Origin of the sequence: Streptomyces sp. NPDC002619 (assembly GCF_042889305.1) — a bacterium.
Classification (GTDB): domain Bacteria; phylum Actinomycetota; class Actinomycetes; order Streptomycetales; family Streptomycetaceae; genus Streptomyces.
The window spans coordinates 173,157-192,519 of the sequence record NZ_JBIAQV010000011.1 but is presented as its reverse complement, the minus strand read 5'-3'; the positions used below and the strand labels follow the sequence as shown (position 1 = coordinate 192,519).

General features: G+C 71.3%; 18 protein-coding genes and 2 pseudogenes. 2 read left to right on the top strand and 18 right to left on the bottom strand.

The annotated features are described in order from the left end of the window. Nucleotides 1-283 precede the first annotated feature (283 nt). Nucleotides 284-1,810: an alkaline phosphatase family protein gene (locus ACFYXB_RS20120; protein ID WP_389584056.1), complete on the bottom strand. Its 1,527-nt coding sequence runs from the start codon at nt 1,808-1,810 to the stop codon at nt 284-286. A gap of 157 nt (nt 1,811-1,967) precedes the next feature. Here ACFYXB_RS20120 and ACFYXB_RS20115 point away from each other — a divergent pair. Then, nucleotides 1,968-2,242: pseudogene (locus ACFYXB_RS20115) on the top strand (hypothetical protein); the annotation flags it as partial. Between the two features lie 574 nt (nt 2,243-2,816). On the opposite strand, the gene ACFYXB_RS20110 reads toward ACFYXB_RS20115, so the two are convergent. The 14 genes from ACFYXB_RS20110 to ACFYXB_RS20045 all read right to left on the bottom strand — a co-directional run bounded on the left by ACFYXB_RS20110 (nt 2,817) and on the right by ACFYXB_RS20045 (nt 16,022). Continuing rightward, nucleotides 2,817-3,371, bottom strand: coding sequence for an HD domain-containing protein (locus ACFYXB_RS20110; protein ID WP_389584054.1), 555 nt, complete (start codon nt 3,369-3,371; stop codon nt 2,817-2,819). Continuing rightward, nucleotides 3,368-4,198 (bottom strand): inositol monophosphatase family protein, encoded by an 831-nt coding sequence (locus ACFYXB_RS20105; protein WP_389584051.1) that lies wholly within the window; start codon nt 4,196-4,198, stop codon nt 3,368-3,370. The genes ACFYXB_RS20110 and ACFYXB_RS20105 overlap by 4 nt, the downstream gene beginning before the upstream one ends. Further along, entirely contained in the window at nt 4,195-5,436 is a 1,242-nt protein-coding gene (locus ACFYXB_RS20100) for an alpha-D-ribose 1-methylphosphonate 5-triphosphate diphosphatase (protein ID WP_389584048.1), read from the bottom strand. Before ACFYXB_RS20100 ends, ACFYXB_RS20105 begins: the two co-directional genes overlap by 4 nt. After that, complete coding sequence (locus ACFYXB_RS20095; RefSeq protein ID WP_389584045.1) at nt 5,433-6,224, bottom strand: phosphonate C-P lyase system protein PhnL; 792 nt, start codon at nt 6,222-6,224, stop codon at nt 5,433-5,435. Before ACFYXB_RS20095 ends, ACFYXB_RS20100 begins: the two co-directional genes overlap by 4 nt. A 5-nt stretch (nt 6,225-6,229) precedes the next feature. Further along, nucleotides 6,230-8,113, bottom strand: a complete 1,884-nt coding sequence (locus tag ACFYXB_RS20090; protein ID WP_389584042.1) for an alpha-D-ribose 1-methylphosphonate 5-phosphate C-P-lyase PhnJ — start codon at nt 8,111-8,113, stop codon at nt 6,230-6,232. Next, nucleotides 8,110-9,258 (bottom strand): carbon-phosphorus lyase complex subunit PhnI, encoded by a 1,149-nt coding sequence (locus tag ACFYXB_RS20085; RefSeq protein WP_389584040.1) that lies wholly within the window; start codon nt 9,256-9,258, stop codon nt 8,110-8,112. The genes ACFYXB_RS20090 and ACFYXB_RS20085 overlap by 4 nt, the downstream gene beginning before the upstream one ends. Beyond that, nucleotides 9,258-9,944, bottom strand: coding sequence for a phosphonate C-P lyase system protein PhnH (phnH, locus tag ACFYXB_RS20080; RefSeq protein WP_389584037.1), 687 nt, complete (start codon nt 9,942-9,944; stop codon nt 9,258-9,260). The genes ACFYXB_RS20085 and phnH overlap by 1 nt, the downstream gene beginning before the upstream one ends. Then, the gene (locus ACFYXB_RS20075) at nt 9,941-10,375 is read right to left on the bottom strand and encodes a phosphonate C-P lyase system protein PhnG (protein WP_389584034.1); all 435 of its coding nucleotides are present in this window, start codon (nt 10,373-10,375) and stop codon (nt 9,941-9,943) included. Before ACFYXB_RS20075 ends, phnH begins: the two co-directional genes overlap by 4 nt. A 49-nt stretch (nt 10,376-10,424) precedes the next feature. Then, on the bottom strand, nt 10,425-11,198 hold the full coding sequence (locus ACFYXB_RS20070; protein ID WP_389584032.1) for a GntR family transcriptional regulator: 774 nt from the start codon (nt 11,196-11,198) through the stop codon (nt 10,425-10,427). A gap of 173 nt (nt 11,199-11,371) precedes the next feature. Beyond that, entirely contained in the window at nt 11,372-13,177 is a 1,806-nt protein-coding gene (gene phnE / locus ACFYXB_RS20065) for a phosphonate ABC transporter, permease protein PhnE (RefSeq protein ID WP_389584029.1), read from the bottom strand. Between the two features lie 4 nt (nt 13,178-13,181). Beyond that, nucleotides 13,182-13,985, bottom strand: coding sequence for a phosphonate ABC transporter ATP-binding protein (gene phnC / locus ACFYXB_RS20060; protein WP_389584027.1), 804 nt, complete (start codon nt 13,983-13,985; stop codon nt 13,182-13,184). A gap of 142 nt (nt 13,986-14,127) precedes the next feature. Continuing rightward, nucleotides 14,128-15,087: a phosphate/phosphite/phosphonate ABC transporter substrate-binding protein gene (locus tag ACFYXB_RS20055; protein ID WP_389584025.1), complete on the bottom strand. Its 960-nt coding sequence runs from the start codon at nt 15,085-15,087 to the stop codon at nt 14,128-14,130. A gap of 469 nt (nt 15,088-15,556) precedes the next feature. Continuing rightward, nucleotides 15,557-15,721 (bottom strand): hypothetical protein, encoded by a 165-nt coding sequence (locus ACFYXB_RS20050; RefSeq protein WP_389584022.1) that lies wholly within the window; start codon nt 15,719-15,721, stop codon nt 15,557-15,559. A gap of 100 nt (nt 15,722-15,821) precedes the next feature. Continuing rightward, nucleotides 15,822-16,022: an integrase core domain-containing protein gene (locus ACFYXB_RS20045; protein WP_389584019.1), complete on the bottom strand. Its 201-nt coding sequence runs from the start codon at nt 16,020-16,022 to the stop codon at nt 15,822-15,824. A 489-nt stretch (nt 16,023-16,511) separates the two neighbouring features. On the opposite strand from ACFYXB_RS20045, the pseudogene ACFYXB_RS20040 reads away from it, so the two are divergent. Beyond that, nucleotides 16,512-17,147 (top strand): annotated as a pseudogene (locus ACFYXB_RS20040) (manganese efflux pump MntP family protein); the annotation flags it as partial. On the opposite strand, the gene pqqE reads toward ACFYXB_RS20040, so the two are convergent. From pqqE to pqqC, 3 genes are read right to left on the bottom strand one after another with little or no spacing between them, the layout of a single operon-like run. After that, a complete protein-coding gene (pqqE, locus tag ACFYXB_RS20035; RefSeq protein WP_389584017.1) occupies nt 17,049-18,335 on the bottom strand; it encodes a pyrroloquinoline quinone biosynthesis protein PqqE in 1,287 nt (428 codons plus the stop codon). The pseudogene ACFYXB_RS20040 and the gene pqqE overlap by 99 nt on opposite strands. Continuing rightward, on the bottom strand, nt 18,328-18,657 hold the full coding sequence (gene pqqD, locus ACFYXB_RS20030; RefSeq protein ID WP_389584014.1) for a pyrroloquinoline quinone biosynthesis peptide chaperone PqqD: 330 nt from the start codon (nt 18,655-18,657) through the stop codon (nt 18,328-18,330). Before pqqD ends, pqqE begins: the two co-directional genes overlap by 8 nt. 5 nt (nt 18,658-18,662) lie before the next feature. Further along, a complete protein-coding gene (gene pqqC, locus ACFYXB_RS20025) occupies nt 18,663-19,361 on the bottom strand; it encodes a pyrroloquinoline-quinone synthase PqqC (protein ID WP_389584012.1) in 699 nt (232 codons plus the stop codon). Between the last annotated feature and the right edge of the window lie 2 nt (nt 19,362-19,363).

The window sequence follows — 19,363 nt, the reverse complement described above, 5'->3', positions numbered from 1 at the left end:
CTAGTGCCGGTTCACTGCGATATGCCGCGAACCGGTTGCGGTTGCTGAAAACCGTCGGGTGCGTAGCCGTGAACGCCCCTGGATCCGGTGGTGTCGCACGCCGGAACACCACGAAGATCTCCGGCGGCTACGAGCGCGCCTCGGTGACCGTCACCTCTGCAACCGCAATGCGGAGCGGGGACGGGCCGGACCGCGCGGTGCCCGGTGCCCGGTGCCCGCCGGCCGCCGCGGAGGGCGGGTCGGGCACCGGACTCGCCGATATGCGCGGCGAACTCGGTTTCGGCTACTCGGCCTTGTGCTTGAGGAACTGGCGGCCGAACGTCGCCATGCCGGGCGCCTGCGGCTCGACCGTGGCGGGGTGCTTGCCGCCGTGGTGGCCGGTCTGCAGCGGGGCGGGGGAGACCGACGGGGCGCTGTCGGCGCTGCAGGCCGCGGCGGCGTCGCTGACCGGGCCGAGCACCTCGGCGCTGGTCGGGATGGCCCCCGCGGGGACGGAGCGCCGGGGCTTGTTGTGGAGTACACGGCCCAGATCCTGGGCGTTCGCGTCCCGGGCGGTGAGCGGGCGCAGCCCGAACGTGCTCTCGATCAGCTTCAGTGAGGAGGCGTGCTCGAACGGGCCGTGGTGGGCGACCTGCGCCGGAGCCAGGTTTGACACCACGATGGCGGGTACGCGGAATCCCAGCTGCCGGTAGTCGGGGATCAGCCGCCCCTCGGTGGGCGTCGCGCCGTCCCCGGTGTGGTCCACGTGCGCCGGGTCCGTGTCGTCGACGACCCGCGGCGGCGGCACGTGGTCGTAGAACCCGCCCCACTCGTCGAAGGTGATGACGAACACCGTGTTGTCCAGGTAACCGGCGTCGGCCAGGGCGTGGTAGGCGTCGGCGATGAACCGCTCGCCCAGCCGGATGTCACCGAACGGGTGGTCGTCGCCCGAGGTGCCGGAGCTTTCCGCGTCGAAGGCCGGGTCGATGAAACTGACGTTGGGCAGGTTCCCCTGGGCGGCGGCCTCGGTGAACGACGGCCCGGCGACCGGGATCCCGTGGGCGTCGCCGGGGGTGAACGGGCGCCAGAACGGGGCGTACTTCGTGCCCCACAGGCCCAGGAAGGGCGCGTCGCGGAAGAAGTAACCGCCGGTCGGGATGCCCTTGTTGTTCGGGATGGGCGACAGCTGGTCCCAGATGGTCGGCAGTGTCGAGACGACGCCCGAGTTGTGGTCCCGGTCCGTGCGGGCCGAGTGCTGGTAGAAGCGGTTCGGGAAGGTCTCACCGGCGAACGAGCAGAAGTAGCGGTCGAGCACGGTGTAGTGCTGCGCCAGCGCGCCGATGACCGGCAGGTCCGGGACGGCCTTGGGGCGGCCGTGGTGGTCGAGGTTGGTGTAGTAGCCGACCGGGAAGGTGTTGGCGGCGGCGGGCGTCACCCCGGGGAAGACCGGCGGTGTGGTGGGCCGTTGCAGGAATCCGTCCAGTTTCCCGCCGTTGTGCTGGACGAGGAAGCCCTCCCAGCTGTGGTCGGGGTCGCTGTAGCCGCAGCCCGAGAAGTCGGGTGCCAGCGGGTAGTTGGGGTAGACGTTGCCGTCCGCGGACAGGAACGTCATGTCGTGGCGGCCGTCGGCCCCCGGCAGCCAGCCGAGGAAGTGGTCGAACGACCGGTTCTCCATCATGAGCACGACCACGTGCTCGATCCCGTTGGAGCCGTTGGGCCGGATCGAAGGGGTGGCACTGGCCACTGCACTGTTCAGAAGCTCGGCGCCGGAAACCGTGGCAAGACCCGCCGAGGCGCTCATGAGCTGCAGGAACATTCTCCGTGTGAGCATAGCCCTCAGCGTGGGGACCGGCCGCGAACGTCTGGCTGGTACTCCATGGCGGCCGCATGAAAATTAGGTAGGGCATAGTTCAAAAATCAACGACAGGCTTGCGTTCCACCGTGGTGGCTTCCACGGCTCTGGCCGGCGGCGCGCACCAAGCGACGGCCGCCGCATCGTGCTGGTGAACCCCGCCGACCTGGAGGCACTCGGCTTCGCCGACGGTGCCGAGGTGGACCTGGTGAGCGTATGGCGGGACGGGACGGGACGGAGCGCCGCGCCCCGGACTTCCGGCTCGTCTCCTGTGCGACGACGCCCGGCTCCGCCGCGTACCACCCGGAGACCAACGTCCTGGTACCGCTGGACAGTGTGGCCGACATCAGCAACACGCCCACGTCGAAGGGAATCGTGGTTCGGTCGGAGCGGGCCGGCACGCGAATCTGAGACAGACGCACACACGCCCCGCGCCCCGGCCCGTGCATGCGTCAGGGCAGCATGATGGCCTGGGCCGGGCCCGAGGTGACACGGGGCACTCGCCCCAACTGCTCCCGGGCGAAACCTGGAAGGCTGCTGCGCCGGTACACGGGGTGGCTCCCGCGCTGAGACCGACGGGTACGGTCACACTCGAACCGCTGCTGCTCACCGACGTGTCCGGCTCGACCGTCCCTCTCGCCGTCGTCGAGGCCACGACACACGCCCGGACCCTCCCCTGGGCATTGCTGCCTTTCCTCGTCGTCCTGTCCGGGGCTCGTCCTCGCGCGGCTCGTTTCCCGCCGCCGTCAGGCCGGGCATCGCGAGCATGCCGACGTCCAGGAGGCTGTCGAGCAGGTGCACCGCGAGCGGGAGACCTCTGACCTGGCGTTGCGCTGCGGATGATTTATCGGCACCCGCACCGCCCCAGCCGGTCGCAAGAAGAGCGTCTCCGGCCGGCTGGAGCGGTGGACAGCAGGGTGGCGGACCGTCAGGCCATCACGGCGAGGGCGCGGTTCGACGGTCGGGCCGACTGTGCGTCCGACCGTCAGGCCCACTGCGCGGCGATGCATCGGGCGTGGGCCGCCAACAGGACCGGCATCGGCAGCAGAGGGCCGTCAGGGTCCTTCGCCTCGTCGTCCCAGCGGCGCACCGCCACCGCGTCCGCGGCCAGCGGATGCGCCGCGAACTCCGCCGCCTCGCGTTCGTCCATCGGGCCGCCCTGGACCTTCAGGGACGCGACCGACACCGGGCTGAGCCGGGCGTGGTAGGCCGGGTCGGTCGCCACCAGATAGCGCTTGGCCGGTACGTGCTGGGCGATGACCCATGCCACGCGTTCGCTCAGTCGGCGCCGGGCGAACGCGGCGCCGGCCAGCTCGTGCGGCAGGCCCGGGTGTTCGGCCCGGACCGGCCGGGCGCGGCCGATGTCGTGCAGTGCCGCAGCCACCACCAGCTCGTCGTCCGCGCCCGCGTCCCTCGCCAGCCACGCCGTCTGCAGCGCGTGCGCCCGCTGATCGACGCGCTCCCCGCCGTACGGGAGTCCCGCGAGGCCGTCGACGAGTGCGGTCAGTTCCTCGCTCGTGAGCGGGGTAGGGGTGGTCATCGCTCCTCCGTTCCGCGGATGGTCTCCGCCAGTTCTTCTGCGAGTCGCGGGGTCGCCGCGACCACGCCCGACCAGCGGCGGGTGAGGTCGGGGTCGATCTCCAGCGGTCGGCCGTGCACATCGATCACCGCGCCGCCCGCCGCGGGGACCGTCACCATCGCGGCTGCCAGGTCCACGATCCGGTGCGTGTCGGAGCCGGCGTCGGCGAACGCGTCCGTCGACCCCTCGGCCACCAGCACCGCCTCCAGGCAACTCGTCGACAGGATGCGGATCCTGGAGGCCCGCGTCGCCACCCGCCACCAAGCGTCGGCGATGTGCGGCTGAGGCCGCAGCAGGCTCACCGCAGCGCCGTCCAGTTCCGTACGGCCGCTCGTCCGGTACGGCGACGGCTGCCCCGCCACCGTGTGCCAGCAACGCCCGGTGTCCAGCCAGCAGGTCAGCGCCTCCGTCGGCACGCCGTCCACCGCAATGACGCCCGCGAAGGCGGACAGCGGCACGCCCGACGCGGCGTTCGCGGTGCCGTCCACCGGGTCGGTGACGAGCGTGACGGCGGAGCCGTTGTCGATGCTGCCCAGCTCCTCGCTGAGCAGATTGATCCGGTGGGCCTCCACGACCTCGGCGATCGCGGTGTCCACGAGGATGTCCAGCCGCATCGTCGGCGTGCCGTCCGCGCCCATCTGGACCTTCTCGGCCAGCTGGGCTCGGTCGTACGTCTCGCGCGCGACCCGGAAAGCGTTCACCGCGGCCCGGGTCGCCGCGGCCAGCGCCGGGTGGACGCCGGACGGCAGGTGCGGTTCGGGCACCGGCCAGGGAATCAGGCCGCTCATGCCGCCTCACCCGCCGAGGCCGCGCGCAGCACGGCCGCGACGACGGGCCAGGGGCGGCCCGGCTCGGCCAGCACCAGGTCGGCCCGCAGGCCCGCCTCAAGCCGGCCGCGGTCCGGGAGACCGGCGACGTCCGCGGCACCGCCGGTGACCAGGCCGACCGCCGCGGGCAGCGGCGCCAGCCCCTCCTCGGCGAGCAGCAGTGCCGCCCCGAGCAGTCCCGACGGCAGGTAGTCGGAGGCGAGCGCGGTGACCAGACCGCGGCCGACCAGCTCGCGGCCGGAGGCGTTGCCGTTGTGCGAGTTGCCACGCAGGACGTTCGGCGCGCCCATCACGGTCGGCATGCCGTGCTCGCGTGCGGCCTCCGCGGCAGCGGCGGTGGTGGGGAACTCCGCCACCGCGCCGCCCCGTTCGCGCAGCTCCTCGATCTCCCGCGGCGAGCTGGGGTCGTGGCCGAGCAGCCGGATCCGGCCCGCCCCGGCCTGCTCGCCGAGCCAGTCCAGCGCCTCCTCGCGGACATCGAGCCGGCCGTCCCGGTCCTCGATGAGCCGGTCGACGTGGAGGCGGGCCTCCTCCGCGGTGACCCCGCGGGCGCCGACGAGATACCGCTCGTAGTAGCTGCGGTCCGCGTACTGGCCCTGGCCCGGAGTGTGGTCCTCGTGCGACACCAGTACCGGCCCGCGGGCAGCGCCACCGATCTCCTCCAGCCGCTGCCGCAGCCCGGCCAGGCCCTCCGGGCAGCGGACGTCGAGCCGGTGCAGAATCCGGTGGTCCACCAGGCCGTCGTCGCCACGGTTCTCCACGGCCGCGCAGATCCGCCGCGCGTTCTCCAGCGAGCGCCGCATCCCGCGGCCGCCGCTCTCCTCGAACGCCGCGCCGTGGAAGGCGGTGGTGACGCCGGCCGCGCGCAGCTTGCCTTCGAAGGACAACAGTGCGAATTCCAGGGGCAGTTCGGCCCCGGGCCGCGGCAGCAGCTCCTTCTCCAGACCGTCGCTGTGCACGTCCACGAGGCCGGGCAGGCACAGCATTCCCTGGCCGTCGACGTCGGCCTCCAACCCGGCCGGATGCGGTTCGACCGCCGCGATCCTGCCGTCCCGGACCGCGATCAGCGCGTCGTCCAGCACCCGGTCCGGCAGCACCGCCCGTACGTGCCCGAGCACGTAGTCCCGGGGCGGGCCGCCCAGCGTCCAACCCTGAGCCGGCGCCTCGGCCGGCCCCCTGCTCACCAGGCCCGTGCTCATGCAGCCACCTCCAGCATCTGAGCCGGATCGCCCTGCCGGGCGATCCGGCCGTCTTTGACGAACACCACTCGGGACGCCAGTTGCCGGATGGCGTCCATGTCGTGGAAGACGGCGAGGACGGCGACGCCCTGCCCCGCCAGTGAGTCGATCAGCTCCAACGCCGCCTCCCGGTTGGCCGGGTCCAGCGCGGAGACCGGCTCGTCGAGCAGCAGCAGCCGGGGCGGCTGCACCGTTCCCGCAGCGAGGTTCACCCGCTGCCGCTCACCACCGGAGAGGACACCGCAGTCGACGTCCCACAGCGCCTCGTCGAGGTTCAGCCGGCGCAGCGCGGCCACGGCGGCCTCCCTCGACCGCGCCCGGTCGAGCCCGCGCCGCCGGGCGGTCGCGGCGACCACCTCCAGCGGGCCAGTGCGCGGCGGGGCGGCGAGGAACTGCGAGACGTAGCCGAATTCCCGGCCGCGCAGCCGGGCCATCTCCCGGTCGGGCAGCGTGGTCAGCTCGACCGGCCCGGCCGCCGTGCGCAGCCGTACGGAACCGGAGTCCGGCAGGTACGTGCGGTACACGCAGCGCAGCAGCGAGGACTTTCCGGCGCCGCTGGGGCCCGCGAGGGCGACGTGCTCGCCGGTGCGGACGTCGAGGTCGACACCGCGCAGCGACGGGACGGTCCGCCCGTCGATGCTGTGCAGGGTGAAGGACTTGTACAGGCCGCGTATGGAGAGGACGGTGCCCTCCGGCTCGGTTGCGGACTGTTCGGTGTGTACGGAGCGGGTGGTGTCGGCGGTGTTCACCGGGCTCACCTCCGGGCCGCGGCGACGAGCCGCTGGGTGTAGGGGTGGTGGGGATCGTGGAAGAGCTGGTCGGTCAGGCCCTGTTCGACGACCCGGCCCGTCTGCATGACCAGCGTGCGATCGGTCAGTGCCTCGATCACGGAGAAGTCGTGGCTGACGACCACGGCGGCGACGTACCGCTCGGCGAGCAGGCTCCGCAGCAGGTCGAGCACCCCGGCGGCGACGGAGGCGTCGAGACCGGTGGTGGGCTCGTCGAGCAGCAGCACAGGCGGTTCGGTGGCCAGGGCCTTGGCGATCTGCACGCGCTGCCGCATGCCGCCGGAGAAGGTGTGCACGGGGTCGTCCATGCGGGACAGCGGCACCTCGACCCGGTCCAGCAGCTCTGCCGCACGGCGCCGGATGGCGTGGTAGCCGCGCCAGCCCGCCGCGGTCAGCCGCTCGGCGATGTTGCCGCCGGCGGAGACGCGCAGGTCGAGTCCTGCGGCCGGGTCCTGGTAGACCACGGCCATCGAGTCGATCCGCAGCCGCCGCCGTATGGCCGCGGGCAGGTCGAGCACGTCGGACGTGCCGCCGTCGACCGTGGCGAGGCGGACCCGGCCGGCGGTGGCCGGCTCGTCGCCGATCACACAGCGCAGCACGGTGGACTTGCCGGAGCCGGACTCGCCGATGAGACCCAGGGCTTCGCCGGGCGCGATGTCGAACGAGACGTCCCAGGCGGCCACCACGGCGCCGGTGGACGGGCTGATCGCGGTGCCGTGCTCAGGGCCCGTACCAGGCACGGCCGATGCGCCGCCGGCGCCGTGCACCTTGCCGAGTCCGTCGACCCGCAGGGCCCATTCGGGGCCGTCGGTCGGCCCCCGGCGCACCGCTGCCGAGTCCCGGGCCGCCTCCGCTCCGGCGTCACCGGCCAGTTCCGCGGCAGTAGGCGGGGTGCGGCGTCCGGCGCGGGCCTCGGGACGCGGCAGCAGGGCCAGCGGTGCGCGTTCGCGGTGGGCGGCGGTGTCGGCGTCCCCCGCCTGGACCCGTGCGCACCACTCGGTGTCGCTGCAGGCGAAGGCGCCCTCGGTGCCGGCGTTGACGAGGTAGACGTCGTCACTGCCGCAGAACTTGCAGCGCGCGCCCGGCTCGTGCTCGACCTCGAACGGCACGTCGTCGAAGGTCAGGGGCCGGACCTCGGTGTGCGGGGGGACCGCGTAGATTCGCTTCTCGCGGCCTGCGCCGAAGAGGTTGAGGTGCTCGGCCTGGTGGAGGCGGGGCACGTCCCAGCGGGGGATGGGGCTGGTCGCCGTCACATAGCGGCCGCCGACCAGCACCGGGTAGCCGGTGGTCGCGGTGATCATGCCGTTGCGGACGATGTCCTCGTAGAGGCTGACCCACATCGCGGAGTAGTCGCCCTCGGCGTGCATCCGCGCGCATTCGGCCATCGACTTCTGCACGCCGCGCAGCGGTTCGGGCACGGGCACCTGATAGACCAGCACGTGGTGGGCGCCCAGGGCTTCCTCGGGGACGCGGTGGCGGGTCTGTACGACCGTGGCCCTCCGGGTGTCGGCGGACTCATCGCACCCGGTGGTCTGCGCGATCATCCGGCGCAGATTGGTGGCGTTGACCCCGGCGTCGTCGCCCTGGTCGATCACCTTCACCGTGTCGTCGGCGCCGATCACCCCCAGGGTGACCTGCAGTCCACCCGAGCCCCAGCCGCGCGCCACGGGCATCTCACGGGAGCCGAAGGGGACTTGGTAGCCGGGCACGCAGACCGCGGCGAGCGTGGCCCGGCGGATCTCCCGCTTCGCGTCCTCGTCGAGGATCCCGGCGGGCGGGGTGCCCGCGTCCGTCTCGGCGACGAGCGCGCCGACGCGCGATATCCGCGGGGTTTCGTACGTCGTGCTCATCGGCAGTCCTTTCCGGCGGGCTCGGCGGCCCGTGCCGGCGGGTCTTCTCCCGCCTCGGCGGCGGCCCGCATGGCTTGCTTGCGCTCGACCATCGATCGGAAGGTGACGTAGTGGGGGAGCTTCAGGTGCTCCAGGAAGCCGCCCGAGTCGAGGCCGTCGATGGTGAGCAGCAGCAGTTGCTCCAGCGGCCCGCTGCGTCCGAACCGACGGCACGCGATGTCCAGGTTGGCCATGGCGATCGCCTTGCGCTCGTTGTGCCCGAAGCACAGGCCGTAGCCGACGTCGAAGCGCGTACGGTCTTCGTCCGCGCCGTCCAGGTCCTCGATCGCCTCGGCCTCGGTGACCCGGAACTCGCCGACCGTAACGGGGTTTCCGGTGTGTGGGTGGCGGACGCGCAGCGGCAGCCGCCCGTGCCGCAGGTCGCCCAAGGTGATCTCGTGCACATCACCATCCGGCCCGAGGATCGAGCGATACCACAACGCCACCAGCGCACCGGACTCGGCCCGGGCCATGGCGGCCAGGACGGCGGACCGTTCGGCGGGCGGCCGGGCGGGCTTGCGGGTGATGTCGTGCGGCGCCGGGTCGTCGGCGGTCCGGCCCTCGACGACCAGGTCCATCTTCCGCAGCAGGTCCAGGAACCGGCGCGGACTGCGCTGCTCCTCGGTGCGCACAGTGCCGTCCGCGCGCTCCGTGCGGTCTGTGCCGTCCGCGGTGTCCTGGCCCTCGGGCAACGGCTCCGGCGGGCCTTCGGGCCGCTCCAGCAGCCGGCCGGTGTAGTCGGAGGTACGGCCGAGCAGTTGCGGGCCGTCGGGCTCCCGAAACGCCGGCACGATGCGTCGCATCACGGTCATCTCGCCCGGGTCGACGGGTTCGCTGACCGCCAGCCGCGGCAGCGTGGACCGCTGCGCGCGCAGCAGGTGCGAGGCCTCCAGGGTGTCCCCCTCGGCCTGCCGGAAGGCGGCGGCCGCGGTGGGCTCGTCGTACAGGCCGGCCTCTCCCATCACTCGGTCGACGGCCAGCCGGAAACGGGCGGTGATCTGCTCGGTCGACGCCCACGGCGCGGGCGCGTGATCCCGCTTGCGGCGGACCAGGTCCTCGGCGGCGAGAATCGCCTCGAGTCCTCCGCGTGCTCCCGAGTACCCCATCAGTCCTCCTCCTCGGCCACGGCATCCGTCCCCGTATCGGCCGCGACGGTGACGGTCGTGCTGCGCGGCAGGCCCATGACGCGGCCGTCGGGTGCGACCAGCAGCAGATCGGCTCCCGCGGGGAAACCGCCGACGGCCTCGGCGCGCGCCTCGACAAACCCGTCCGGCACGCCTTGAGGGGCGACGTCCCGTTCGCCCGGCACACCGGGCCCGGACAGCCGCCAAGCAAACGGCCCGCCCTCCAGCGCGGTCACGGGCAGACACAGCACGGCGCCGTCCTCCGGCGCGTCGGCTGCGCCCCGGGCCAGCCGCAGGATCTCCTCCGGTGCGACGGGCCGTACGGCGGCGGCGAGCCGGGCCTTCTCCAGCGGCACCGCGGGGGCGTTGGTGGCCACGCTCACCACGTCGGACCAGCGCCGGGAGTCTGCCTCTTCCAAGACGCAGACGCCGGTGCCGAGGTCCGCGAGCGCGAGGACCGGCAGTAGCGCGGGCGGCACCGCACCGTTGACGTCCGCGGGGAGCCGGGTCACCGTGCCCGGCCGCGCCAGGGCGTCGAGCACGGCGCGGAAGACGCCCTGCGCCTGAGCCGGGCGCAGCTTGGCCGCGGTCACCAGCTCCGCGGTCCCGGAGGAGTCCGGGGCGGGCGACCCGCCGGCGGGTGCCGGCGCTGTCTCGACAGCGGTCACGTCAGCTCCTCGAACTCGACGACGGTCGGGGCGAGTTCCGCCCACTCCTGGCTTTCCCGCCGCTCGTGGCGGGTCACGATCCGCTCGCACAACAGGTCGATGTCGGCGGCCCGGGGGCGGCCGGACTGCGCCTCGGCGTCGAGCACTGCGGCGGCCAGCACGGCCAGGCGATCGTCCCCGAGGCGCATGGCCCAGCCGCGGTGGCCGGCCAGCTCCACCTCGGCACGGCAGGCCAGGACGTCACCGAGCAGGAACCGCTGCGCCAGGACCGGTTCGCGGACCTGCGCGGTCACACAGCCGACCTCGGGCCCCACCAGCACCTGTACCTGCGCGCCGTCGGCGATGCAGGCATCGGCCAGTTCGATCAGTTCGGCCCTCTCGGCCTCGGCCAGCAGGGCGCAGCGATGCTCCCTGTTCAACACATATGTCACTACTTCTCCCGGTACATTGCGGTGTGACAGCTCTCTGCGGTGTGGAAGCTCACCGCGCTGTGACGGACTGTGCGTCGGCAGCCGGCCCGTTGACGGCCGCGTCGCCGACGGCCCGTTCGTCGAGTTCGACCACGACACGGACGGCGTCGGCACGGGTCCAGGTACGGCTGCACATCAGGACGTTGCCGATCACTTCGTCCCGGCTGACGCTCTCCACCAGCCAGGCGGGCTGGCTGCTCTCCATGCGCAGGGCGCGCAGGACTTCCGCCGGCGGGACGTCGATGCTGACCCGGCACCAGGCCCGCATCGGCCTCACCTGCACCATCTGGCGGAGCACCAGGTCGACGGATTCGACTGCGTGCAGTGCCAGATCCAGGTCAGGCACTGCGTCGACCGGGATCCACTCGTGGACCCAGGAGGCGAGGAGGTCGTCGATATAGAACTCGCGCAGCACCTCATGCACGGGCGAGCCGACGGGTCGCTCGAATCTGTCCGCCAGTCCGGCGGGCAGGGGTACCTTGCGCACCGACTTGACCAGGGCGCGAGGTGTGGCGCCCGCCGCCGAGATCGTGGTGGACCACGACGGCGGGGCGCTGCGCGAGATGACGTAGTCGATGCGCCGGTTGACGAACGTGCCCGCCCCCTGGGTCCGGCGGACGACGAACCGGCGCTCCAATTCCTGTACGGCCGCCCGTGCGGCGGCCCGGCCCACGCCGAACCGCCGGGCGATCTCGGCCTCACTGGCGACCCGTGTGCCGCGGGTGCACTCGGCCAGCTCGGCGGACAACTGCTCCGCAATCTCCAGATACCTCGGCGCATTCACACCAGCAACTGTGGTCGGCCTGCTTGTCCGGACAACCTGCTTCCGCCCAACGAGTCCGACCGTGAATGTGAACAGCCGTGAGAGTTGTTTCGCGGTTCCGAGCGGCCTTCTCCCTTGGATTCCATCGTGGGGGACCCGCACCCGGGGATTGCGGTCCGGCCGGCATCCGGCCGTCAGCGGACGATCCGGCGCAGCCACACCGCGAGCAGCTCCACGACGAGCACGGTGGCGAACACCAGCAGCAGCACGGTGGTCACGACCCCGAAGTCCAGTACCCGCGAGGCGTTGAGGAGATCGAAGCCGATGCCGCCCGCGCCGACGATGCCAAGCAGCGTCGCGGAGCGGATGTTGACGTCGAGCTGGTACAGGATGTGCCCGACGAACGCGGGCGCGGCCTGCGGCAGTGTCGCCGAGCAGAAGACCTGCCAGCGCCCCGCACCGGTGGCGCGTACCGCCGCCTCCACCCCCGAGTCGACCTCCTCCAGCGAGTCGGCGACGAGCTTGCCGAGCAACCCGACCGCGCCGACGCCCAGTGCCAGCGCGCCGGCCACCGCGCCGAGGCCGGTGATCACCACGAAGACGATGGCGAGGACGAGTTCGGGAATTCCGCGGATCAGGACCACCGCGACCCGGAACGCGGCGGCCGTCGCGGGCGAGGGCGCGACGTTGCGAGCGGCCAGCGCGCCGATGGGCAGGGCCAGCACCGCGCCGATCAGGGTCGCGGCGAAGGCGATCTCGACGGTGTCGAAGAGGTCGGACAGCAGGTCCGGCAGGATGCCGCCGGTGCTCGGCGGCCAGAACAGCCCGAGCGTGGGCCCGATGTTGCCGAGCCCACCGAAGAACTGGTCCGGTGCGAGACCGGCGCCCCACATGGAGGCGGCGAGCGCCAGGACGGTCACGGCTGCGTAGGCGGTGCGGCGGACACGGCGGGCGTTCCACGGCGGGCTGATACGGGGCAGGCCCGCACCGCCCACCGTGGTGCGGGCCGCGTGCGCCGCGTCCCCTGCCTCCCCGGCGGCCGACGTGTCCTTCGGGCCCGAGGGGGCCACCGCGGTCAGAACTGCCGTGCGGGCAGCGGAAGACCGGGACACCGTGCCCTTGCCTTTCTTCCGCCCGCCCGCGTCGACGTTCCGCAGCAGCGACCGGCGGATCGCCCCGGAGAGCAGCTCCACCAGCACGCACAGCAGCAGCACCACCAGCGCGAGCGCCATGCCCCGCCGGTAGTCGAGGGCGTTCAGGGCCCGCGCGATCTCGAAGCCGAGGCCGTTCACGCCGACGAAGCCCAGCACCACGGAGATCCGGAGGTTGATGTCCAGCCGGTGCAGGGCGTTGGCCACCAGGGACGGCAGTACTTGCGGCAGCACGCCGGAGACCAGCTGCTGGAGGCGGCCGGCGCCGGCGGCGCGTACGGCGGTCCGCGGTCCCCCGTCGATCTGCTCGATCGCGTCGGCGTACATCTTGGCGACCATGCCGACCGAGTGCAGGCCCATGGCCAGGACGCCCGCCAGTGCGCCGAGTCCGAAGACGCGGAAGAAAACGATCGCCAGGACCACGTCCGGTACGGCCCTGGCCAGGACGATGACACCGCGCGCAGCGAACCGGGCGCTCGCGTGCGGGGTGGTGTTGTCGGCGGCCAGCACCGCCACCGGGATGCTGAGCACCACCGACAGCAGGGTCGCGCACACCACGATGGCCATGGTCTGCCCGCACAGCAGCAGAACGTCGGCGGCGGAGGGGAAGTCGAGTGGGAACATCCGACGGGTGAAGTCCACCGCGTTCGAGGCACTGTCCACGAGTGTGGCGGCGTTGATGTGGAGGTTGGCGAAGGCCCAGCAGGCGAAGCCGGCCAGCGTGACCATCACGAGCAGTGCGGCAACGCGGCCCGCGCGGGGCCGGGGCAGGGTCCGGGGCGCGGCGTTCGGCTCCGTCGGCGGGGCGGGGGAGGGCGGCGTCGGGGCGGCCGCGGTCGAGACGCTCACGGGCTCAGCCGGCCGTGGCGGCGAGGACGGCCGGGGTCGCGACGCCCAGCCGTGCGTACACGGACATCACGTCGTCCCGCGTCAGACCGGACACGGGGCTGTCCATCAGCACCCGGCCGGCCCGCAGGCCGATGATCCGGTGGCCCCAGGAGAGCGCCAGGTCGACCTGGTGCAGGCTGCACAGCACGGTGAGCCGCTCCTCCTCGCCGATCTCCTTGATGAGCCGCATGATCTGTGCCGAGGACTCCGGGTCGAGGGAGGCGACGGGCTCGTCGGCGAGCAGGATCTCCGGCCGCTGCATAAGCGCCCGGGCGACAGCCACACGCTGCTGCTGACCGCCGGAGAGGGTGTCCGCACGCTGGAACGCCTGGTCCAGCAGGCCGACCCGCTCGAGGTGGCGCAGCGCCTCGCGCCGCACCGTCTGCGGATAGCTGAGCAGGCCGAGGCGGGGGCCGCGCAGCCGGCCGAGCGCGCCGGTGCACACGTTCTCCAGCACCGTGAGGCTGCCCACGAGGTGGAACTGCTGGAAGACGAAGCCGATACGGCGGCGGAGCCCGCGCAAGCCGGCCCCGCGGGCGCGGCCCACATCGGTGCCGAGGACGGTGACCGTTCCGGTGGTGGCCCGCTGCAGTCCGTCGACGTGCCGCAGCAGGGTCGACTTGCCGGACCCGGAGAGCCCGAGCAATACGACCATCTCCCCGGCCCGGACGCTCAGAGAGACATCGTCGAGTGCGAGCACATCGGAATCGAACTGCTTGCTGACGCCCTCGAATCGCACTACGGGTTCGGGGAGATGGTCGGTGGCCAAGGGTCGCTCCGATTCTTTCGATGAACTGAACTGCCTCACGGACAAAGGGGATTGGGGCGCTGGGCGCTCCACAATCCCCGTTGTCCGCGCTATTCGCGTTACCCGCTCTATTGGAGTTGTCCGCGGGATCGGGCCGTGCGGGTCAGGACTTCACGCACTGCTTGTCCTTGGTGACGTCGCACACCTTGCGGACGCCGTCGTAGTCGGAGTCGTCCACCTTCGCGTAGCCCCAGTCGCCGGCGTCGTCGGCCTCGCACTTGCCGCTGCCGGAGCAGAAGCCGTGGGCCTTCAGGTAGTCGACATTGGCCATCGTCTGGAAGGCATTGGCGATCTTCTGCTTGAGACCGGCGTCGAGATCGTCACTGACTGCCACCGGGGAACCCGGGATGACCGGGGACTTCCACAGCGTGGTGATCTCGCCCTTCTTGAGCTGGCCCTTTTCGATCAGCTGCTTGTCGACCATGGTGTCGTAGGCGAATCCGGCGTCGCACTGGCCGCTCTTCACCGCGAGCACGGAGGCGTCGTGGCCGCCGGCCATCACCGGGGTGATGCCTTTGTCCACGTCCACCCCGGCCTCCAGCAGCCCGGCCCGCGGGTAGAGGTAGCCGGAGGTGGAGTTGGGGTCGACGAAGCAGACCTTCTTGCCCTTGAAGCCCTTGAGGTTCTTGATCGGCGAGCCCGTCCTGACGATGCCGTAGGACTGGTAGCCGGGCTTCGCGCCCTTCGTCGCGATAGCGGCGGCGACCGGGGTGGTCTTCACACCGGAGCTCTTCGCCTGCACGTAGGAGAACGGCCCGTACCCGGCAATCTGGATCTTGCCGGAACGCTGTCCCTCGATAACGGCCGCGTAGTTCGTGGCCGCCTGGAAAACGATCTTCTTGCCGGTCTCCTTCTCCAGCAGTTTGATCACGGCTGCGTAGGACGCCTTGAGGGAGGTGGCGTTCTCAGAGGGGACGGCAGCCATCACGAGGGTGTCGCTGCCCTTTCCGTCCGACGACGCGGAAGAATTCGAGGCAGCACTCTCGCCGCAGCCGGCCAGGGCGAGAACGGAGGCAGCACCAAGGGCGAATACGCCGAGATTGCGCCGGTTCACTAGAAACATTGTCTGGCTTCTCCTCAAACGGCCCGCACGGGCGCCGCCGGAACGGTTCTTGAACGGCACCAACGCTGAGTCCGGGGCGTGCCGGTGCGGAGAAGCGATGGTTGCGCCCTGTCGAACTAGTCCGGTCTCTTACGGGCACCCGACCGGACGACTCGGGCCGAGCCGTCCCCGGACGTCGGCAGGAGCGCGAGGTCGTCGTGCGGCCTTGCGGAGTTGTAGTGGCGGGCGTACTCGGCGATGCTCCCGGCCCGGGCGTCCTGCCGCTGGAGGGCGCTGGGCGCGCCGTGTGCCGGTTGTCTGGAGGCACGATCTGGCGGCCGGGGTTCGGGCAACAGTCGTCAGCTGCAATCCGTCGCCCCGGACCATGACCGGGCCCGCCCCCTGCGGTCAGGAGTTGAGGGCGGGCCCGGCGTATCAACCCCGCCGTGTCTTCAGGCCGGGCGGCATGCACCGACGTGCAGTCGTGGCGTCAGGAACGCGCATCTGCCAGTTCCACCGTGCACAGCGGGTCCTCGTGAAACGGCGCCAGCTGCTCTTGCGCCGCGCTCGTGTCCGTGATCAGCGTCCAGGGTCGGGTGAGTGTCGCCCACCAGTGCGAATCCGCGCGTCCGAGCTTCTGCGCGTCGACCAGCACATAGACCTCCCGTCACCGGTCGATCATCAGCTGCTTCAAGGACACTTGTTCCGGGCGCGCCTCGCAGTGAAGTGACCCCGCAGGTCCCGACACTTGCGTTTCATGACGCGAGGCCCAGTCGTTGCCGGTAGCGGGTCCTCGCCTCGTACGGTCTGATGTAGCCGATCGTCGAGTGGATCCGCTCCCGGTTGTAATGTTCCGCGATCCACCGGAAAACGTCCTGCCGGGCCTGCGCCCTGCTTTTCCAGACCGTCGTGCCGATCTCGGCTTTCAGGACGGCGAGAACTCTCCGCCGCGGCATTGATGCACAGTCGAAGCATGATCCGGTCCGGCCGGTACTCTGCCGGATGTCCAACTCGGCCGGCAACTCCCGGAATCATTCTCTGCGGATGCGGTACCAGGGCGCGTGCCGGCCGCCCGGCTGCGTGTTGTGGTTCACCGGGCGAGTGTGCCGGGCCGATCGGCCTACCTCAACTGCGTTCTTCTGGCACCCTCGCGACCGTGAACGGTGATCTTGTGACTCATGATCTGTGGATACGTGTGGCTCCCCTGCTTCCGCCCGGCCCGCAGCGGCGGCACTGGTGCACGGGGCGGCGTCGGACACCGGACCGCATCGCTCTGGCGGGCATCCTCGGACTGATTACCGAACCGGAACGGCTCGAGCCGGTTGAACTACATCGACGTGATCGACTCGGCGGCATCCTCCACGAATACGCGCATGCAGTTTGACCTGCGCGGGCTCAATGATCGGTGCCCGCGCAACGGTCAAATATTGAAAGGGTGAACGTCAATGGTGAATTCCGCGACCCCATTGCACGGACCGTCGACTCGCGGGAGTGTCGTCGAGAATCTTCCAGAAATCGGCTTGCCGGATTTATTCCGCGGACCATCCGAGATATCATGTCACCATGCCGGACACCAGCGTAGGCGGAGTCGTCCCTGTCCGCGTCGGTCTTCATCGGGCAGCGACGCCGCCATGATCTGGGAAATACTGGGCCTGGGTTTTGTACTCAGTCTCGATAATTTCCGGGTATCGATCGCGCTCGGCACCGTCCCATTCGGTCTGAAGCGCGCAGTGCAGGTCGCGCTGGCCTTCGGGCTGTGGGACGCGGTCATGCCCCTGGTCGGGCTGTTGATTGGTCGCCAGATCGGGGAGGCCGTCGGGAATTTCGCCGATCTGGTGGGCGCGGCCGCGCTCGGTGGGTATGGTCTCTACCTCGTCATCTCGGCCCTTCGGAATCCCGAGCCGGACGAGTTGGACCACGCGTGGGCGCTGTTCGGCATCCCGTTGACCTTGAGCCTGGACAACCTGTTCGCCGGGGCGAGCCTAGGGATCCTCGGGCTCTCGCCGTGGTTGTCGGCCGCCGTCTTCGGCGTCATGACGGCGGTGATGTCGCTGATCGGGCTGCGGCTCGGACGAGCCGCGGCGCGCCTCATCCGGATCCGCTCGGACCTGCTGAGCGGGGTCACCTTGATCATCGCCGCTGCGGCGCTGCCGTTGGTGTTCGGCGGCTAGCCGGTCCGCCACCCGGCGAACCCGGTGCGGGCGGGGGATCAGCGGAGGATCGTCGGTCCGCGAGTCGGTGTTGGCGGCCTCGACCGCCTGGGCGACCAGGTCGTGGTCGGGCGACAGGTGGCAGACCGGGTCGGTGCGGGCGGCGTCGCCGGTGAGCAGGAACGCCTGGCAGCGGCACCCGCCGAAGTCCAACTCCCGCCGGGGGCAGCTCCGGCAGGGCTCCGGCATCCAGTCCGTCCCCCGGAACGCGGTCATCACCGGGGCTTCGGCCCAGATCTTCTCCAGCGGGTCTTCCCGCACGCTGGCCCGCGGCAACGGCAGGGACTGGGCAGCCGGGCAGGGCAGGACGTCGCCGTTCGGCGTCACGGTCAGCTGCCGGGAGGCCCAGCCGCCCATGCAGGGCTTCGGATAGCGGCTGTAGTAGTCGGGGATGACGTAGATGACGTCCATGCGGTCCCGCAACCGCTCGCGGGCGGCCCGCACGACTACCTCGGCCGCCTTGAGCTGGGCCCGGCTCGGCAGCAGCGCGTCACGGTTTCGCCAGGCCCAGCCGTAGTACTGGGTGTTGGCCAGCTCCACCCGGTCGGCACCCACCTCCTCGGCCAGCCCGAGCACGTCGGCGACGCGGTCGATGTTGTGCCGGTGCAGCACCACGTTCATGGTGAGCGGCCAGCCCAGCTCCTTGACCACGCCCATCGCCTCGATCTTGCGCTGGAAGGATGCGATCCCGGCGATCCGGTCGGACAAGGCCGGCTCGTCGGCCTGGATGCTGATCTGCACGTGGTCCAGGCCGGCGGCCCGCAACTGCTCGGCCCTCGGACGCGAGAGCCCGAGGGCGCTGGTCACGAGGTTGGTGTAGAGGCCCAGGGCGTGGGCGTCCGCCACGATCTCCACCAGGTCGCGCCGTAGCAGCGGTTCCCCGCCCGACAGGTGGCACTGCAGAACCCCGAGGTCGCCGGCCTCGGCCAGCACCCGCCGCCACTCGTCGGTGGCCAGCTCGTCCTGGTAGCCGGCCATGTTCAGCGGGTTGGAGCAGTACGCGCAGGCCAGAGGACAGCGGTAGGTGAGCTCGGCGAGCAATCCGAACGGGCTATCCATCGGTGAGCTCCACCCAGCGCCGGGCGACGAGCCGGGTCAGGAACTGCCGCACCTCGTCGTCGGGGACGGTCTGGTAGTGGGCGCCCAACTCGGTCACGATCTCATCCACGGTGTGCCGGCCGTCGCACAGCTCGAGGATGGCCGCGCTGCTGCCGTTCAGAACCACCACCGTCTCGGGGTGCAGCAGAATCTGACACTGCCTGGTCCGGCAGAAGGTCATCCGGACATGGCGCGCCAACCGGGGCCGGTCAGAGCCGGACACCTCTACGCCCGGTCGGATCCCGGTGCTGGTCTGGGTCGTTCCAGTATGGGTCGGGTCCATGGTGGTCACTCCGGGTAGGCCTGGTCGATGGCGTCCAACAGGCTCCACAGGACGTCGCACTTGAACGACAGTGCGTCGACAGCGCGCGCCTGGGACTCGGCGGAGAGGCAGTACGCGGTGACCACCTCGAGGGCGTGCTCGCAGTCGCGGGGTGCCTGCTCGAGGCGGGCGCGGAAGTAGGCAAGGCCCTCGGGGTCGATCCACGGGTACCACCGCTCGAACCCGGCCAGCCGCGCCGCCATCAGGTCGGGCGCGAACAGCTCGGTGAGCGAGGACGCCACCGCCTCCACCCACGGGCGGGTCCGGGCGAAGTTCACGTAGGCGTCGACGGCGAACCGCACCCCGGGTACCAGGTGCCGGTGGTCCCGGACCTCCTCGCGGGCCAGCCCGACGGCCTCGCCGAGGCGCAGCCACGCCTCGATGCCGCCCTCGCCGGCGGCGGTGCCGTCGTGGTCGATGATCCGTCGGATCCAGCGGCGGCGGACCTCGAGGTCGGGGCAGTTGGAAAGGATCGCGGCGTCCTTGCGGGGGATGTTCTCCTGGTAGTAGAAGCGGTTGGCCACCCAGCCCTGGATCTGCCCGCGGCTCAGCCGGCCGGCGTTCATCCGGACGTGGAACGGGTGCTGGTCGTGGTACCGCCGCGAGTGGGCCCGCAACGCCTCGACGAAGGCGTCGGCGCCGGTTCTCGTGGTCGTTGCCGTCATGG

Excerpts from the sequence above, each read along its gene's own strand:
- ACFYXB_RS20110 (WP_389584054.1), bottom strand. The coding sequence starts at position 3,371 with ATGACCACCCCTACCCCGCTCACGAGCGAGGAACTGACCGCACTCGTC.
- ACFYXB_RS20105 (WP_389584051.1), bottom strand. The coding sequence starts at position 4,198 with ATGAGCGGCCTGATTCCCTGGCCGGTGCCCGAACCGCACCTGCCGTCC.
- ACFYXB_RS20090 (WP_389584042.1), bottom strand. The coding sequence starts at position 8,113 with ATGAGCACGACGTACGAAACCCCGCGGATATCGCGCGTCGGCGCGCTC.
- ACFYXB_RS20100 (WP_389584048.1), bottom strand. The coding sequence starts at position 5,436 with ATGAGCACGGGCCTGGTGAGCAGGGGGCCGGCCGAGGCGCCGGCTCAG.
- ACFYXB_RS20120 (WP_389584056.1), bottom strand. The coding sequence starts at position 1,810 with ATGCTCACACGGAGAATGTTCCTGCAGCTCATGAGCGCCTCGGCGGGT.
- ACFYXB_RS20045 (WP_389584019.1), bottom strand. The coding sequence starts at position 16,022 with ATGCCGCGGCGGAGAGTTCTCGCCGTCCTGAAAGCCGAGATCGGCACG.
- ACFYXB_RS20055 (WP_389584025.1), bottom strand. The coding sequence starts at position 15,087 with ATGTTTCTAGTGAACCGGCGCAATCTCGGCGTATTCGCCCTTGGTGCT.
- pqqC (WP_389584012.1), bottom strand. The coding sequence starts at position 19,361 with ATGACGGCAACGACCACGAGAACCGGCGCCGACGCCTTCGTCGAGGCG.
- pqqD (WP_389584014.1), bottom strand. The coding sequence starts at position 18,657 with ATGGACCCGACCCATACTGGAACGACCCAGACCAGCACCGGGATCCGA.
- pqqE (WP_389584017.1), bottom strand. The coding sequence starts at position 18,335 with ATGGATAGCCCGTTCGGATTGCTCGCCGAGCTCACCTACCGCTGTCCT.
- ACFYXB_RS20085 (WP_389584040.1), bottom strand. The coding sequence starts at position 9,258 with ATGGGGTACTCGGGAGCACGCGGAGGACTCGAGGCGATTCTCGCCGCC.